Raw genomic sequence first — 13,785 nt, 5'->3', positions numbered from 1 at the left:
CGCCGAGCGGGCAGTTCTGTCGGTGCGGTCACGCGGAGCGGCGCCCCGGAGACCACCGACGGTGCGTACGACGGGCGCGCTCGTGACCCTCCTGCAGTCGCGCGACCGGATCGGCACCTGGGTCGTAGACGTCGTGCTTGGTGAACACCTCGATCGTCCAGTCGCGCTCCTCGACGAGCCAGGAGCGCCGCGCCGCGTCGTGCGCCCTGTCCTCGGGCGAGGTGTGGAACTCCTCGCCGTCGTACTCCGCCCCGAACCGGCAGACCGGGTCGCTGATGTCGACCAGGACGTACGACGCGTCCGTCTCGACCAGCACCTGCGGCTCGGGCGTCGGCAGCAGCGCGTCCTACCACCAGAGCCGGAGTGCCGACTCCCCCGGCGACTGCGCCCGGCCGTCGGCGAGCGGCGCGAGGGCTCGGAGCTGCCGGACGCCGCGGAACCCGCGGAACCGGTCGAGGTCGTCCAGCAGGCCTTCCCGCAGTACGCCGGCCCGCACGAACCCGTCGAGCGCGGCCAGGGCGTCGTACCGCCACAGCAGCCGGCCGAGGTCGAGCGCCGTGCGGTGGGCCGTCGTCACCCGGACGCCGTGGACGACCTCGACATCACGCCTCAGCAGCATCCTGCGGCGGCCGTCGACGCCCGGCCGGCGCACGTGGTTGTCGCCGGTGTCGACGACCTCGAGCGGCGGCGGTGTCCGCAGCGCCGTCCGCGGCAGCACGTCGACGCCGTGCAGCCACGCCGCGGTCCTGCCGCAGACCACCTCGGCCGGCGGGAGGACCAGCCCGAGCGCGGTCGCGCGGAGCAGCAGGTCGTCGGGCGCCTGCGCGGCGGCGTACACCCCGCGGAGGAGCCGGCGGACCAGCCCCGTCGCCACGAGCCGCTGGAGCGCGTAGCGGGAGACACCGCAGCGAGCCGCGTCCACCGCGCTGAAGGGCTGGTCCAGGGGCAGCGGGAAGGCCGCGCCCAGGAAGCGTCGCTCGTCGTCCCACCAGTCGCTGCGCATCAGCGCAGGATGGCAAGGACCTGCGCGGCGCGCTCGCGCCGTCCACAGGCCCCGGCAGAACTGCCCGGTGGGCGGGCCTGGCTTCAGCCCAACTGCCCGGTGGGCGGGCCTGGCCTCAGCACAACTGCCCGGTCGGCGGCCTCTGACCGACCAGAAGTGCCCGGTCGGCTAGAAGATCAGGTCGCCGGACTTGCGGCGCTGGCGCAGCGTGGACAGGGCCTCGTTGAGGATGTCCTTGGCCTCGGCGTCGGAGCGGCGCTCCTTCACGTAGGCGAGGTGCGTCTTGTAGGGCTCGATCTTGGGCGCCGGGGGCGGGTTGTCGGAGTCCATGCTCGCCGGGAGGCCGCAGCGCGGGCAGTCCCAGGACTCCGGGACGACGGCCTCGATCGCGAACGCGATCAGGGTCCGGTGCTCGTGGGAGCAGAAGTAGGTGATGCTCTGCCGCGGGGCGGCCTCGCCGCGCTCCGCCTCACCCATGGGACCGGCGCCGATACGGCTGCCCCGGATCGCACTTCCTCCGCCTGCCACGCTGGTCTCCTTCGTCCGAGGTTGGTCAGTTGCTGGTCTTGAGCAGCAGCCCGAGCCCGACCACGCACGCGAACCACACCAGCAGCAGGCCGATGGTGATCCGGTCGAGGTTGCGCTCGGCGACCGAGGAGCCACCCAGGCCACTCGACATGCCACCACCGAACATGTCCGACATCCCGCCGCCGCGCCCCTTGTGGAGGAGGACGAGCAGGATCAGGAGCAGGCTCGTGATGACGAGCAAGACCTCGAAGACGATAACCACGAGCGCGACCCTAACCGATGAGGCGCGCGGCTCAGAGGACCGGCATGTCGTAGAACCGGCAGATGCCGCCGAACTCGTCGGCCTGCAGGCTCGCTCCGCCCACCAGCGCACCGTCCACGTCGGGCTGCTGCATGATGCCGGCGACGTTGGCGGCCTTGACCGAACCCCCGTAGAGCACGCGTACGCCGGACCCGGCCGCCTCACCGTGCACCTCGCCGATCCGGGCGCGGATCGCCCCGCACACCTCCTGGGCGTCGTCGGGGGTGGCGACCTCGCCGGTGCCGATGGCCCACACCGGCTCGTAGGCCACCACCAGGCCGGCCACGTCCTCGGCGGTGAAGCCGGCCAGGGACCCGTCCACCTGGGCCAGGGTGTGCTCGACCTGACGGCCCTCCTGGCGCACGTCGAGCCCCTCGCCCACGCAGACGATCGGGGTCATGCCGGCGGCGTGGGCCTTGCGGGCCTTGGCGTTGACCAGCGCGTCGTCCTCGGCGTGGTGCTCGCGTCGTTCGGAGTGCCCGACCACGACGTAGGAGCAGCCGAGCTTGGCCAGCATCGAGGCGGAGATCTCGCCGGTGTAGGCGCCGTCGTCGTGGACCGACACGTCCTGGGCGCCGTAGCGCAGCTGCAGCCGGTCGCCGTCCACCATCGTCTGCACGCTGCGCAGGTCGGTGAACGGCGGCACCACGACGACCTCGACCCGGGCGTAGTCGTGCTTCTTGTCCGACAGCGTCCAGGCGAGCTTCTGCACCAGGACGACGGCCTCCTGGTGGTTGAGGTTCATCTTCCAGTTGCCCGCCATCAGGGGCGTGCGTCCCGTGGTCGTGGGGGTCTTCGTGGGTGCCATGTCAGTCCTCCAGGACGGTGATGCCGGGGAGCTCCTTGCCCTCGAGATACTCCAGGCTGGCCCCTCCCCCGGTCGAGATGTGCCCGAACGCGTCGTCGGCGAAGCCGAGCCGGCGTACGGCCGCGGCGGAGTCGCCGCCGCCGACGACCGAGAGCCCGTCGACCTCGGTCAGCGCCTGCGCGACGGCGCGGGTGCCGCCGGCGAAGGCGTCGAACTCGAACACGCCCATCGGGCCGTTCCAGAACACCGTGGACGCCCCGGCGATGCGCTCGGCGAACGCCGCGGCGGAGTCGGGGCCGATGTCGAGTCCGATCTGGTCGGCGGGGATCGCGTCGACCGCGACGGTCGTGGGCGGGGCGTCGGCCTTGAACTCCGGCGCCACCACGACGTCGGTGGGCAGCACGATCTCCACGCCCGACTCCTGCGAGCGGCGCAGGTAGTCGCGGCAGGTCTCGACCTGGTCCTGCTCGAGCAGGCTGTTGCCGACCTCGTGCCCCTCGGCGGCCAGGAAGGTGAACACCATCCCGCCCCCGATCAACAGGGTGTCGGCCTTGCCGAGCAAGTTGTCGATGACCGCGAGCTTGTCGCTGACCTTGGAGCCGCCCAGCACGACGACGTAGGGCCGCTGCACGTCCTGGGTCAGGCGCTGCAGCACCTCGATCTCGGTCGAGACCAGGCCGCCCATGGCGTGCGGCAGCCGCTGGGCCACGTCGTAGACGCTCGCCTGCTTGCGGTGCACCACACCGAAGCCGTCGCTGACGAACGCGTCGGCCAGGGCCGCGAGCTCGTCGGCGAACGCGCCCCGCTCGGCGTCGTCCTTGCTGGTCTCGCCCGCGTTGAAGCGGACGTTCTCCAGCACGGCGACGTCGCCGTCGGCCAGGCCGTCGACGACGGCGCGGGCAGAGTCGCCCACGGTGTCCTCGGCGAAGGCCACGTCACGCTCGAGCAGCTCGCCGAGGCGGGCGGCCACCGGCCGCAGGGAGTACGCCGCGTCGGGCTCGCCCTTGGGACGGCCCAGGTGGGCCGTCACGACGACCCGGGCCCCCGCCTCGCTGAGCGCCTGGATCGTCGGGACGCTGGCCCGGATGCGGCCGTCGTCGGTGATCCGGTCGCCGTCGAGCGGGACGTTGAGGTCGGAGCGGACCAGGACGCGCTTGCCGGCGACGTCGCCGAGCGCGGCGTACTGCCCCATCAGAGGCTGGCGCCGACGTGGGTGATGAGGTCGGCGAGGCGGTTGGAGTAGCCCCACTCGTTGTCGTACCAGCCGACGACCTTGACCTGGTTGCCGATGACCTTGGTCAGGGGCGCGTCGAAGATGCACGACGCCGGGTCGGTGACGATGTCGGTGCTGACCAGCGGGTCCGTGGAGTAGCGCAGGTAGCGACCGTCGGCAGCCTTCTCGACCGCGGCGTTGACCTCCTCGACCGAGGTCTCGCGACCGGCCTCGAAGGTCAGGTCGGTGGCCGAGCCGGTCGGGACGGGGACGCGGATCGCGTAGCCGTCGAGCTTGCCCTTGAGCTCCGGCAGGACCAGGCCGATCGCCTTCGCGGCACCCGTCGAGGTCGGCACGAGGTTGAGCGCGGCGGCGCGGGCACGACGCGGGTCCTTGTGGATGTTGTCCTGCAGGTTCTGGTCGGCGGTGTAGGCGTGGATGGTCGTCATCAGGCCCTTGACGATGCCGAACTCGTCGTTGAGCGCCTTGGCCATCGGGGCGAGGCAGTTGGTGGTGCACGACGCGTTGCTGATCACGTGGTGCGAGGCCGGGTCGTAGTCCTCGTGGTTGACGCCCATGACGACGGTGACGTCGTCGTTGGTCGCCGGCGCGGAGATGATGACCTTCTTGGCGCCACCGGTGAGGTGCGCCTTGGCCTTGGTGGCGTCGGTGAAGAAGCCGGTCGACTCGACGACCACGTCGACGCCGAGGTCGCCCCACTTCAGGTCGGCCGGGTCGCGCTCGGCGAAGGCCGCGATCTCCTGGTCGCCGACCATGATGGCGGTGTCGGTCGAGGTCACGTCGGCGTCGAGCCGACCGAGGATCGAGTCGAACTTCAGCAGGTGCGCGAGGGACTTGTTGTCGGTCAGGTCGTTGACGCCGACGATCTCGATGTCGGCGCCCGAGGCGCGCACGGCGCGGAAGAAGTTGCGGCCGATGCGGCCGAAGCCGTTGATGCCTACACGAACAGTCACGGGGTGCACTCCTGGAGGGCTGGGTGATGTACGCCGCCGACCCTATCGGGGCGCGCCGACCACCGGGAACACGTGGCCGGGGTACCTCCCGGTAACCCGGTCTCCCGCCCCGCCGTGGGACCTGCTCAGGCCTCTTCGGCCAGCATCTCCGGGGTCAGCGAGGACTCGGTGTCGGGGATGCCGAGCTCCTCGGCGCGCTTGTCCGCCATGGCCAGCAGCCGGCGGATCCGGCCGGCGATCGCGTCCTTGGTCAGCACCGGCTCGCTCAGCTGGCCGAGCTCCTCGAGCGAGGCCTGCTTGTGCTCCAGCCGCAGCCGACCGGCCTGCGAGAGGTGGTCGGGGATGTCCTCGCCCAGGATCTCGAGCGCACGCTCCACCCGGGCCCCGGCGGCGACCGCCGCGCGGGCCGAGCGACGCAGGTTGGCGTCGTCGAAGTTGGCGAGGCGGTTGGCCGTGGCCCGCACCTCGCGGCGCATCCGGCGCTCCTCCCAGGCGAGCAGCGACTCGTGGGCGCCGAGACGGGTGAGCAGCTGGCCGATGGCGTCGCCGTCGCGGATCACGACGCGGTCGACGCCGCGGACCTCGCGGGCCTTGGCCGAGATCCCGAGGCGCCGGGCGGACCCGACGAGCGCCAGCGCGGCCTCGGGGCCGGGGCAGGTGACCTCGAGCGAGCTCGAGCGGCCCGGCTCGGTGAGCGAGCCGTGGGCCAGGAACGCACCGCGCCAGGCGGCGACCGCGTCGCAGCCCGCGCCGTTGACGACGACCGGCGGCAGCCCGCGGACGGGCCGGTTGCGCTGGTCGATGAGCCCGGCCTGGCGGGCCAGCGACTCGCCCTCGCGGGAGACCCGCACGATGTAGCGGGAGCCGCGGCGGATGCCGGAGCCCTTGAGCAGGACGACCTCGGGCTGGTGGCCGAACACCTCGGCGATGTCGCGACGCACCCGGCGCGCCGCGGCCCCGGTGTCCAGCTCGACCTCGACCACGATGCCGCCGTTGACGAGGTGGAGGGCGTCGGCGAAGCGGAGCATCGAGGAGACCTCGGCCTTGCGGCAGCAGGTCTTGGTCACCGTCGTGCTGGCCAGCTCTGCCTTCACCTGCGCCGTCATCGCCATGCGTTCACCCTAGTTCGCCTCGAAGACCGCTGCATACGCGGCGGCCAGTTTGCGGGCGTCGTGGACACCCGGCGTGTCGGAGGCTACGTCGTGGGCGGCGACACGCGCACCGAGGGCCGCTGCCGCCCGGTCCAGCCGGTCGCGGTCCCGGACCGCGCCGGGGTCGACGAGGACGGTGTGGACCCGCAGCTCGGGGGCGTGCCGGGCCAGCACGTCGACGTGGTCGGCCAGGTCGTAGCCCTGGGTCTCGTCGGCGTGCGGCTCCAGGTTGGTCGCCACCACCACGCGGGCCCGGGTGGAGCACAACGCCTCGCACAGCTCGGGCACCAGCAGGTGCGGGACGACGCTGGAGAACCAGGAGCCGGGGCCCAGGACCACCCAGTCGGCCTCCCGGATGGCGGTGAGGGCCTCGGGGCAGGCGGCCGCGTCGTCGGGCACCAGGCTGACCGAGAGCACCTCGCCGGGAGCGGTCGCGACCGCGACCTGGCCGCGCACCGTCACGACCTCCGCCGGCTCGCGGGTCCGGACCTCGGCGGTGATGTCGAGGGGCGACAGCGCCATCGGCAGCACCCTCCCCCGCGCGCCCAGCAGGCCGGCGACCCAGTCGAGCCCGTCGACGTGGTCGTGCAGCAGCTCCCACAGCGTGACGATGAGCAGGTTGCCCATCGAGTGGCCGGCCATGTCGCCCTCGGAGTCGAAGCGGTGCTGCAGCACCCGCGCCCACGTCCGGCCCCAGCGGTCGTCGCCGCAGAGCGCGGCCAGCGCCATCCGCAGGTCGCCTGGTGGCAGCACGCCGAACTCCTCGCGGAGCCGTCCGGAGGACCCCCCGTTGTCGGCCACGGTGACCACCGCGGTGAGGTCGGTGGTGAGCTGGCGCAGCGCCGTGAGCGAGGCGGCCAGCCCGTGACCGCCGCCGAGGGCCACCACGGCCGGCTCGACCGACCGGCCGACGGCAGCCCCGGGTGACCCGGGTGCGGTCGTCACGTCACTCCCGCCCGAGGTCGCGGTGGACGGCGTCGGCCTCGAGTCCCTGCTCCCGCAGCCGAGCGGCGATCTCCTCCGACATCGCCACGCTGCGGTGCTTGCCGCCCGTGCACCCGATCGCGATCGTCATGAAGCGCTTGCCCTCGCGGAGGTAGCCGCGTCCCACGGTCTCCACGACCGGCAGGTAGCGCTCCAGGAACTCCTGGGCGTCGTCCCTCTCCTTGACGTACGCCGCGACGGGCGCGTCCTGGCCGGTCAACGGCCGCAGCTCGGGCACCCAGAACGGGTTGGGGATGAAGCGCATGTCGGCCAGCAGGTCGGCGTCCACCGGGACGCCGTACTTGAAGCCGAAGCTGACCACCGTCACCCGGAGCCGCACGGTGTCGGGCGTGCCGAAGTCGCGCGCCACCCGGGCCTTGAGCTGGTGGACGTTGAGCGGGGTGGTGTCGATGACCAGGTCGGCCTCGCTGCGCAGGTCGGCCATGACGGCCCGCTCCGCGACGATGCCGTCGAGCAGCCGTCCACCGGCCTGCAGCGGGTGCGGCCGTCGGGCCGCCTCCTGCCGCCGGACCAGGATGTCGTCGTCGGCGTCGAGGTAGAGCAGCGTCGTGCGGCGGGTGGGGAAGTCGTCGGCCAGCTGCTCGCGCAGCGCGTCGAAGAACACCCCGGCCCGCACGTCGACGACCGCCGCCACCGGCTGGGAGAGGCCCTGGCGTGAGTCGACGAGACGCACCACGTCGCCCACCAGCTCGGGCGGCAGGTTGTCGACGACGAAGTAGCCGAGGTCCTCCAGCTCCTTGGCGGCGGTGCTGCGGCCCGCTCCGGTCATGCCGGTGACGACCACCAGCTCGCCCTGCTGCGTCTGCTCGTCCGGCTGCGTCATCAGCCCTCCTCGATCTCGCCGGTGGCGGTGTTGACCCCGACGGTGCGCGGCGAGGCGGTCACGGCCTCGCTGATGGCGGTCGCGGTGCGGGTGCCGATGCCGGGCACCTGGGCGATCTCCTCCACCGAGGCGGTGCGCAGCTTCTTCAGCGACCCGAAGTGCTTGATCAGGGTCTTGCGACGGACCTCGCCCAGCCCCGGCACGTCGTCGAGGAGGCTCTCGACCATGGTCTTGGACCGCCGCGAGCGGTGGTGGGAGATCGCGAAGCGGTGGGCCTCGTCACGGATGCGCTGGAGGAGGTAGAGCCCCTCGCTGGAGCGCGGCAGGATCACGGGGTCCTCCTCGCCCGGCACCCACACCTCCTCGAGGCGCTTGGCCAGGCCGCAGAGCGGGACGTCGTCGATGCCGAGCTCGTCGAGCGCGCGCTGCGCCGCGGCGACCTGCGGCGGCCCGCCGTCGACGACCACCAGCCCGGGCGTGTAGGCGAACTTGCGGGGTCGCCCGGTGTCGGGGTCGACGAGCATCGGACCGGCGTCGGGGTCCACCTCGCCGCCGGCGAGGTCGCCGTGCTCGATCCGCTCGTCGAGCAGCCTCCGGAACCGGCGCGTGATCACCTCGTGCATCGAGGCGACGTCGTTCTGCCCGTCCACGCCACGGATCACGAAGCGGCGGTACTCCCCCTTGCGGGCCAGGCCGTCCTCGAAGACGACCATCGAGGCCACCACCTCGGTGCCCTGCAGGTTGGAGACGTCGTAGCACTCGATGCGCAGGGGGGCGTCCGGCAGGTCGAGGGCCAGCTGGATCTCCTCCAGCGCCTTGCTGCGCACCGTCAGGTCGCTGGCGCGCTTGGTCTTGTGGAGCATCAGCGACTGCTTGGCGTTCTGGGCGACGGTCTCCTGCAGGGTGCGCTTGTCGCCCCGCTGCGGCACCCGGATCCGCACCTTGCTGCCGCGGGTCTCCCCCAGCAGCTGCTCGAACGTCGCGACGTCCTCGGGCAGCGCCGGGACCAGCACCTCGCGCGGGATCGCGTCGCCCTCCTCACCGGCGTAGAGCTGGAGCAGGAACTCGCCCACGAGACCGGCGGTGTCGAGGTCCTCGACCCGGTCGGCGACCCAGCCACGCTGGCCGCGGATGCGCCCCGCCCGGACGTGGAAGATCTGCACGGCCACCTCGAGGGGGTCCTCGGCCAGCGCGATGACGTCGGCGTCGGTGCCGTCGCCGAAGACCACCGCCTGCTTCTCCAACGCCTTGGTCAGCGCGCCCAGGTCGTCGCGCAGCCGGGCGGCACGCTCGTAGTCCTGCTCGGCCGAGGCGGCGTACATCTGGGTCTGGACGCGCTTGACGAAGGCGTCGGTGCGCCCGCCCATGAAGTCGGCGAGGTCCTCGGCGATGCCGCGGTGCTCGTCGGCGTCGACCCGGCCCACGCACGGCGCGGAGCACTTCTCGATGTAGCCCAGCAGGCAGGGCCGCCCGATCTGCTCCGAGCGCTTGAAGACGCCGTTGCTGCACGAGCGCATCGGGAAGACGCGCAGCAGCAGGTCGACGGTCTCGCGGATGGCCCAGGCGTGGCTGTAGGGGCCGAAGTACTTCACGCCCTTGCGCTTGGCCCCGCGCCCGACCATGACCCGGGGGAACTCCTCGTTCATGGTGATCGCGAGCCAGGGGTAGGACTTGTCGTCGCGGTACTTCACGTTGAAGCGGGGGTCGTACTCCTTGATCCAGGAGTACTCCAGCTGCAACGCCTCGACCTCGGTCGCCACCACGGTCCACTCCACCGAGGCCGCCGTGGTCACCATCGTGGCGGTGCGCGGGTGGAGGGCGGTGATGTCCTGGAAGTAGGACGAGAGCCGGGCCCGCAGGCTCTTGGCCTTGCCGACGTAGACGACCCGGCCGTCCTTGTCGCGGAAGCGGTAGACGCCCGGCTGGGTGGGGATCGACCCCGCGCGGGGTCGGTAGGTCGACGGGTGGGCCACACGACAACCCTACGAGCCAGCACCGACGACGCGATCCGGCCTAGGGTGGGGTCCGTGGCCGAGCTGACATACCCGAGCGTCCAGACCGTCGTCGTGGGCTACCTGCCCTCCCCGGAGGGCCTCGCGGCCCTCGCCCGGGCGGAGGCGTGGGCGACCTCCGCCGGCGCCCGCCTCGTGGTGGTGAACACCGGCCACTTCGGCAACTACAACCACCCGCACTTCGCGCCGGCGCAGGAGCTGGACGCGATCGCGGCCCGGCTCGCCGAGCTCGGGGTGGCCCACGAGGTGGAGCAGCCCACCGACGGCGGCTCGGCGGCCGAGGCGATCCTGGCCGCCGCGGTGCGCCACCAGGCCGACGTGGTCGTCATCGGCCTGCGTCGGCGTACGTCGGTCGGCAAGCTGATCACCGGCAGCACCGCGCAGGAGGTGCTCTTCGAGGCACCTTGCCCCGTGCTCGCCGTCAAGGCCGACTGAGGCGCACCCCGGGGGCCGCGTCAGCTGACGCTGATGTCCTCGCCCTCGACGCTGACCTGGAGCTCGGCGAGCGGCCGGTCGGCCGGACCGGTGACCACCGAGCCGTCGGTGATCGAGAACCGGCTCCCGTGGCAGGAGCAGTCGATCTCGTCGTCCTCGACCGAGGTGACCACGCACTGCGCGTGGGTGCACACGGCGGTGAAGGCCTTGAACTCGCCCTCGGTCGGCTGGGTCACCACGACCTTCTCGCCCGCGAAGATCAGGCCGCCGCCGACCGGCACCTTGCTGGTGGTGGTGATGGGGCCGGAGCTGGTGGTGGAGCCGCCCCCGTCGCCCGAGGCCTCGTCGGACGCCTGGTCGGAGCCCGACGAGCCGGAGCCGCAGGCGGCGACCAGCGGCACCCCGACGCCGACACCGAGGACACCCCCGACCAGGGCACGCCGCGACGCGGAGCGGGGGCAGTGCGCGGGAACCGCGGCAGCCTCGTCGGAGCTGCGGGCGTCGGTCGGGGTCTGCGGCGTCATCAGGTCCTCCGGAGGTGGGGGCGTGTCCCGTCCGCTCAAGATACGGACACGGCCAAGGTGACCCACCCTGCTGTGGATCGGCTGTGCGTCCCCTGGGTCGGCGGTCAGCGGGCCAGCAGGGGCTTGAGGTACTCGCCGGTGAAGCTGTCGGGGTGCTCGGCGACCTGCTCGGGCGTGCCGGTCACGACGACCTGGCCGCCGCGGTTGCCGCCCGCCGGACCCATGTCGATGATCCAGTCCGAGGTCTTGATCACGTCGAGGTTGTGCTCGATGACCAAGACGGTGTTGCCCTTGTCGACCAGGCTCGACAGCACGCCCAGCAGCTTGCGGATGTCCTCGAAGTGCAGGCCCGTGGTCGGCTCGTCGAGGACGTAGACGGTGCTGCCCGTCGAGCGCTTCTGCAGCTCGCTGGCCAGCTTGACCCGCTGCGCCTCGCCACCCGAGAGGGTGGTCGCGGGCTGCCCGAGCCGGACGTAGCCCAGACCCACCTCGACGAGCGTGGTGAGGTGGCGCGCGATCGCCGGGATGGCCGCGAAGAAGTCCACCGCCTCCTCGATCGGCATGTCCAGCACGTCGGCGACCGTCTTGCCCTTGTAGTGCACCTCGAGCGTCTCGCGGTTGTAGCGCGCGCCGTGGCACACCTCGCAGGGCACGTAGACGTCGGGCAGGAAGTTCATCTCGATCTTCAGCGTGCCGTCGCCGGAGCACGCCTCGCAGCGGCCGCCCTTGACGTTGAACGAGAACCGGCCCTGCTGGTAGCCGCGCATCTTGGCCTCCGGCGTGGAGGCGAAGAGCTTGCGCACGTGGTCCCAGACCCCGGTGTAGGTCGCGGGGTTGGAGCGCGGCGTCCGGCCGATCGGCGACTGGTCGACGTGGATGACCTTGTCGACCTGCTCGACGCCGCTGATCTTGCGGTGGCGTCCGGGCACGGTGCGGGCGTTGTAGATCTGCTTGGCCAACGAGGTGTAGAGGATGTCGTTGACCAGCGTGGACTTCCCCGACCCGCTGACGCCGGTGACCGACACGAAGCAGCCCAGCGGGAAGCTGACGTCGACGTTCTTGAGGTTGTTCTCGCGCGCGCCGTGCACGGTGAGCTGCTTGGTCTTGCTGGGCTTGCGGCGCGTGGCCGGCACCGGGATCGACTTGCGGCCGGAGAGGTAGAGCCCGGTCTCGGAGTCGCGGTGCTCCAGCAGCCCCTGGACCGTGCCGGAGTGGACCACCTGACCGCCGTGCTCGCCGGCACCGGGACCGATGTCGACGACCCAGTCGGCCACCTTGATGGTGTCCTCGTCGTGCTCGACGACGATGAGGGTGTTGCCGAGGTCCTTGAGCCGGACCAGCGTCTCGATCAGCCGCTTGTTGTCGCGCTGGTGCAGGCCGATGCTGGGCTCGTCGAGCACGTAGAGGACGCCGACGAGGCCCGCGCCGATCTGGGTCGCGAGCCGGATCCGCTGCGCCTCGCCGCCCGACAGTGTGGCCGAGGGCCGGTCGAGGGAGAGGTAGTCGAGGCCGACGTCGAGCAGGAAGCGGAGCCGCTCCTGGATCTCCTTGAGCACCTGCTCGGCGATCTGGCGCTCGCGGGCGCTCAGCTCGAGGTCACCGAGCCAGGTGGCCGCCTCGTTGAGCGGCAGGGCGCACACCTCGGCGATGCTCTTGCCGCCCTCGCCGATGGCACCGCCCAGGGTCACCGAGACCACGACCGGCTTGAGGCGGGTGCCCTGGCAGGCCGGGCACGGCACCTCGCGCATGTAGCCCTCGAAGCGGTCCCGGCTGGTGTCGGACTCGGCCTCGCGGTGGCGGCGCTCGATGTAGGGGCGGACGCCCTCGAAGGCGGTGAAGTAGGAACGCTGGCGGCCGTAGCGGTTGGTGTGGCGCACGTGGACCTTGGTCGCGTGCCCCTCCAGGATGGCCTTGCGGCCCTTGGCCGGCAGCTTCTCCCACGGGGTGTTGAGGTCGAAGCCGAGCTCGTCGCCCAACGCTCCCATGAGCCGGGTGAAGTAGTCGGCGACGTGGGCGCCGGACCAGGGCTGGATGACGCCCTCGCCGAGGGTGGCACCGGGGTCGCTCACGACCAGCTCGGGGTCGACCTCCATGCGGGTGCCCAGGCCGTGGCACTCGGGGCAGGCACCGAACGGGGAGTTGAAGGAGAACGAGCGCGGCTCGAGCTCGTCGGTCTCGATGGTGTGCTCGTTGGGGCACGACATCTTCTCCGAGAACCGCAGCTCCTTGCGCGGGTCGTCGTCGGCCAGGTCGACGAGGTCGAAGAGCACGAGGCCGGAGGCCAGGTTGAGCGCGGTCTCGACCGAGTCGGTGAGGCGGCGCTTGCTCGAGTCCTTGACCGCCAGGCGGTCGATGACCACCTCGATGGTGTGCTTGCGCTGCTTCTCCAGCGCCGGCGGCTCGGCGAGCTGGATCGTCTCGCCGTTGACCCGGGCACGGCTGAAGCCCTGGGACTGCAGGCTGCGGAACAGCTCGAGGTACTCCCCCTTGCGGCCGCGGATGACGGGCGCCAGCACCTGGAACCGGGTGCCCTCGTCGAGCTGCATCATCCGGTCGACGATCTGCTGCGGCGTCTGCCGCTCGATCGGGGCGTGGCAGGTCGGGCAGTGCGGCCGACCGGCGCGGGCGTAGAGCAGCCGGAGGTAGTCGTAGACCTCCGTGATCGTGCCGACGGTGGAGCGGGGGTTCTTGGACGTGGACTTCTGGTCGATCGAGACCGCCGGGCTCAGGCCCTCGATGAAGTCGACGTCGGGCTTGTCCATCTGGCCCAGGAACTGCCGCGCGTACGCCGAGAGCGACTCGACGTAGCGCCGCTGGCCCTCGGCGAAGATGGTGTCGAAGGCCAGGCTCGACTTGCCGGACCCGGACAGACCGGTGAACACGATCAGCGAGTCACGGGGGAGGTCGAGGGAGACGTCCTTGAGGTTGTGCTCCCGAGCACCCCGGACCACCAGCTTGTCAGCCACGAACTAGACCCCTGCTTGCACTCGGAAACGGCTCTGCGACGG

General features: G+C 71.8%; 14 protein-coding genes. 1 reads left to right on the top strand and 13 read right to left on the bottom strand.

All coding sequences use genetic code 11. From position 1 onward, the window contains the following. Window positions 1-28: 28 nt before the first annotated feature. The 11 genes from EDD33_RS07325 to uvrC all read right to left on the bottom strand — a co-directional run bounded on the left by EDD33_RS07325 (window position 29) and on the right by uvrC (window position 9,779). On the bottom strand, window positions 29-316 hold the full coding sequence (locus tag EDD33_RS07325; RefSeq protein ID WP_123389745.1) for a hypothetical protein: 288 nt from the start codon (window positions 314-316) through the stop codon (window positions 29-31). A 30-nt stretch (window positions 317-346) separates the two neighbouring features. Then, window positions 347-1,003 carry a type IV toxin-antitoxin system AbiEi family antitoxin domain-containing protein gene (locus EDD33_RS07320; protein ID WP_123389744.1) on the bottom strand — a complete coding sequence of 219 codons (657 nt, stop codon included), beginning with the start codon at window positions 1,001-1,003 and terminating at the stop codon, window positions 347-349. 168 nt (window positions 1,004-1,171) lie between these two features. After that, a complete protein-coding gene (locus tag EDD33_RS07315; protein WP_123389743.1) occupies window positions 1,172-1,531 on the bottom strand; it encodes an RNA polymerase-binding protein RbpA in 360 nt (119 codons plus the stop codon). A 25-nt stretch (window positions 1,532-1,556) separates the two neighbouring features. Further along, complete coding sequence (gene secG / locus EDD33_RS07310; protein WP_123389742.1) at window positions 1,557-1,793, bottom strand: preprotein translocase subunit SecG; 237 nt, start codon at window positions 1,791-1,793, stop codon at window positions 1,557-1,559. 31 nt (window positions 1,794-1,824) lie between these two features. Then, window positions 1,825-2,640: a triose-phosphate isomerase gene (tpiA, locus tag EDD33_RS07305; RefSeq protein WP_123389741.1), complete on the bottom strand. Its 816-nt coding sequence runs from the start codon at window positions 2,638-2,640 to the stop codon at window positions 1,825-1,827. A 1-nt stretch (window position 2,641) separates the two neighbouring features. Continuing rightward, window positions 2,642-3,832: a phosphoglycerate kinase gene (locus tag EDD33_RS07300; protein WP_123389740.1), complete on the bottom strand. Its 1,191-nt coding sequence runs from the start codon at window positions 3,830-3,832 to the stop codon at window positions 2,642-2,644. After that, window positions 3,832-4,827, bottom strand: a complete 996-nt coding sequence (gap, locus tag EDD33_RS07295; protein WP_123389739.1) for a type I glyceraldehyde-3-phosphate dehydrogenase — start codon at window positions 4,825-4,827, stop codon at window positions 3,832-3,834. Before gap ends, EDD33_RS07300 begins: the two co-directional genes overlap by 1 nt. A gap of 125 nt (window positions 4,828-4,952) precedes the next feature. Beyond that, window positions 4,953-5,939: a DNA-binding protein WhiA gene (gene whiA, locus EDD33_RS07290; protein ID WP_123389738.1), complete on the bottom strand. Its 987-nt coding sequence runs from the start codon at window positions 5,937-5,939 to the stop codon at window positions 4,953-4,955. Between the two features lie 9 nt (window positions 5,940-5,948). Continuing rightward, window positions 5,949-6,923: a gluconeogenesis factor YvcK family protein gene (locus EDD33_RS07285; protein ID WP_246003411.1), complete on the bottom strand. Its 975-nt coding sequence runs from the start codon at window positions 6,921-6,923 to the stop codon at window positions 5,949-5,951. A 1-nt stretch (window position 6,924) separates the two neighbouring features. Continuing rightward, the gene (rapZ, locus tag EDD33_RS07280; RefSeq protein ID WP_123389737.1) at window positions 6,925-7,806 is read right to left on the bottom strand and encodes an RNase adapter RapZ; all 882 of its coding nucleotides are present in this window, start codon (window positions 7,804-7,806) and stop codon (window positions 6,925-6,927) included. Then, a complete protein-coding gene (gene uvrC / locus EDD33_RS07275; RefSeq protein WP_123389736.1) occupies window positions 7,806-9,779 on the bottom strand; it encodes an excinuclease ABC subunit UvrC in 1,974 nt (657 codons plus the stop codon). Before uvrC ends, rapZ begins: the two co-directional genes overlap by 1 nt. 54 nt (window positions 9,780-9,833) lie before the next feature. Here uvrC and EDD33_RS07270 point away from each other — a divergent pair, with 54 nt between their 5' ends. Beyond that, window positions 9,834-10,253 (top strand): universal stress protein, encoded by a 420-nt coding sequence (locus EDD33_RS07270; RefSeq protein WP_246003410.1) that lies wholly within the window; start codon window positions 9,834-9,836, stop codon window positions 10,251-10,253. Window positions 10,254-10,273: 20 nt separating this feature from the next. On the opposite strand, the gene EDD33_RS07265 is transcribed toward EDD33_RS07270, so the two are convergent. Both EDD33_RS07265 and uvrA read right to left on the bottom strand, forming a co-directional pair. After that, window positions 10,274-10,777 carry a Rieske (2Fe-2S) protein gene (locus tag EDD33_RS07265; protein WP_123389735.1) on the bottom strand — a complete coding sequence of 168 codons (504 nt, stop codon included), beginning with the start codon at window positions 10,775-10,777 and terminating at the stop codon, window positions 10,274-10,276. A 104-nt stretch (window positions 10,778-10,881) separates the two neighbouring features. After that, window positions 10,882-13,743, bottom strand: coding sequence for an excinuclease ABC subunit UvrA (uvrA, locus tag EDD33_RS07260; protein WP_123389734.1), 2,862 nt, complete (start codon window positions 13,741-13,743; stop codon window positions 10,882-10,884). Window positions 13,744-13,785 lie beyond the last annotated feature (42 nt).

The sequence above is a fragment of the Nocardioides aurantiacus genome, from assembly GCF_003752505.1.
In the GTDB taxonomy this organism is placed as follows: Bacteria; Actinomycetota; Actinomycetes; order Propionibacteriales; family Nocardioidaceae; genus Marmoricola; species Marmoricola aurantiacus.
Note: the sequence above shows the minus strand (reverse complement) of the source record. Positions and strands in the feature narration are given on the sequence as shown.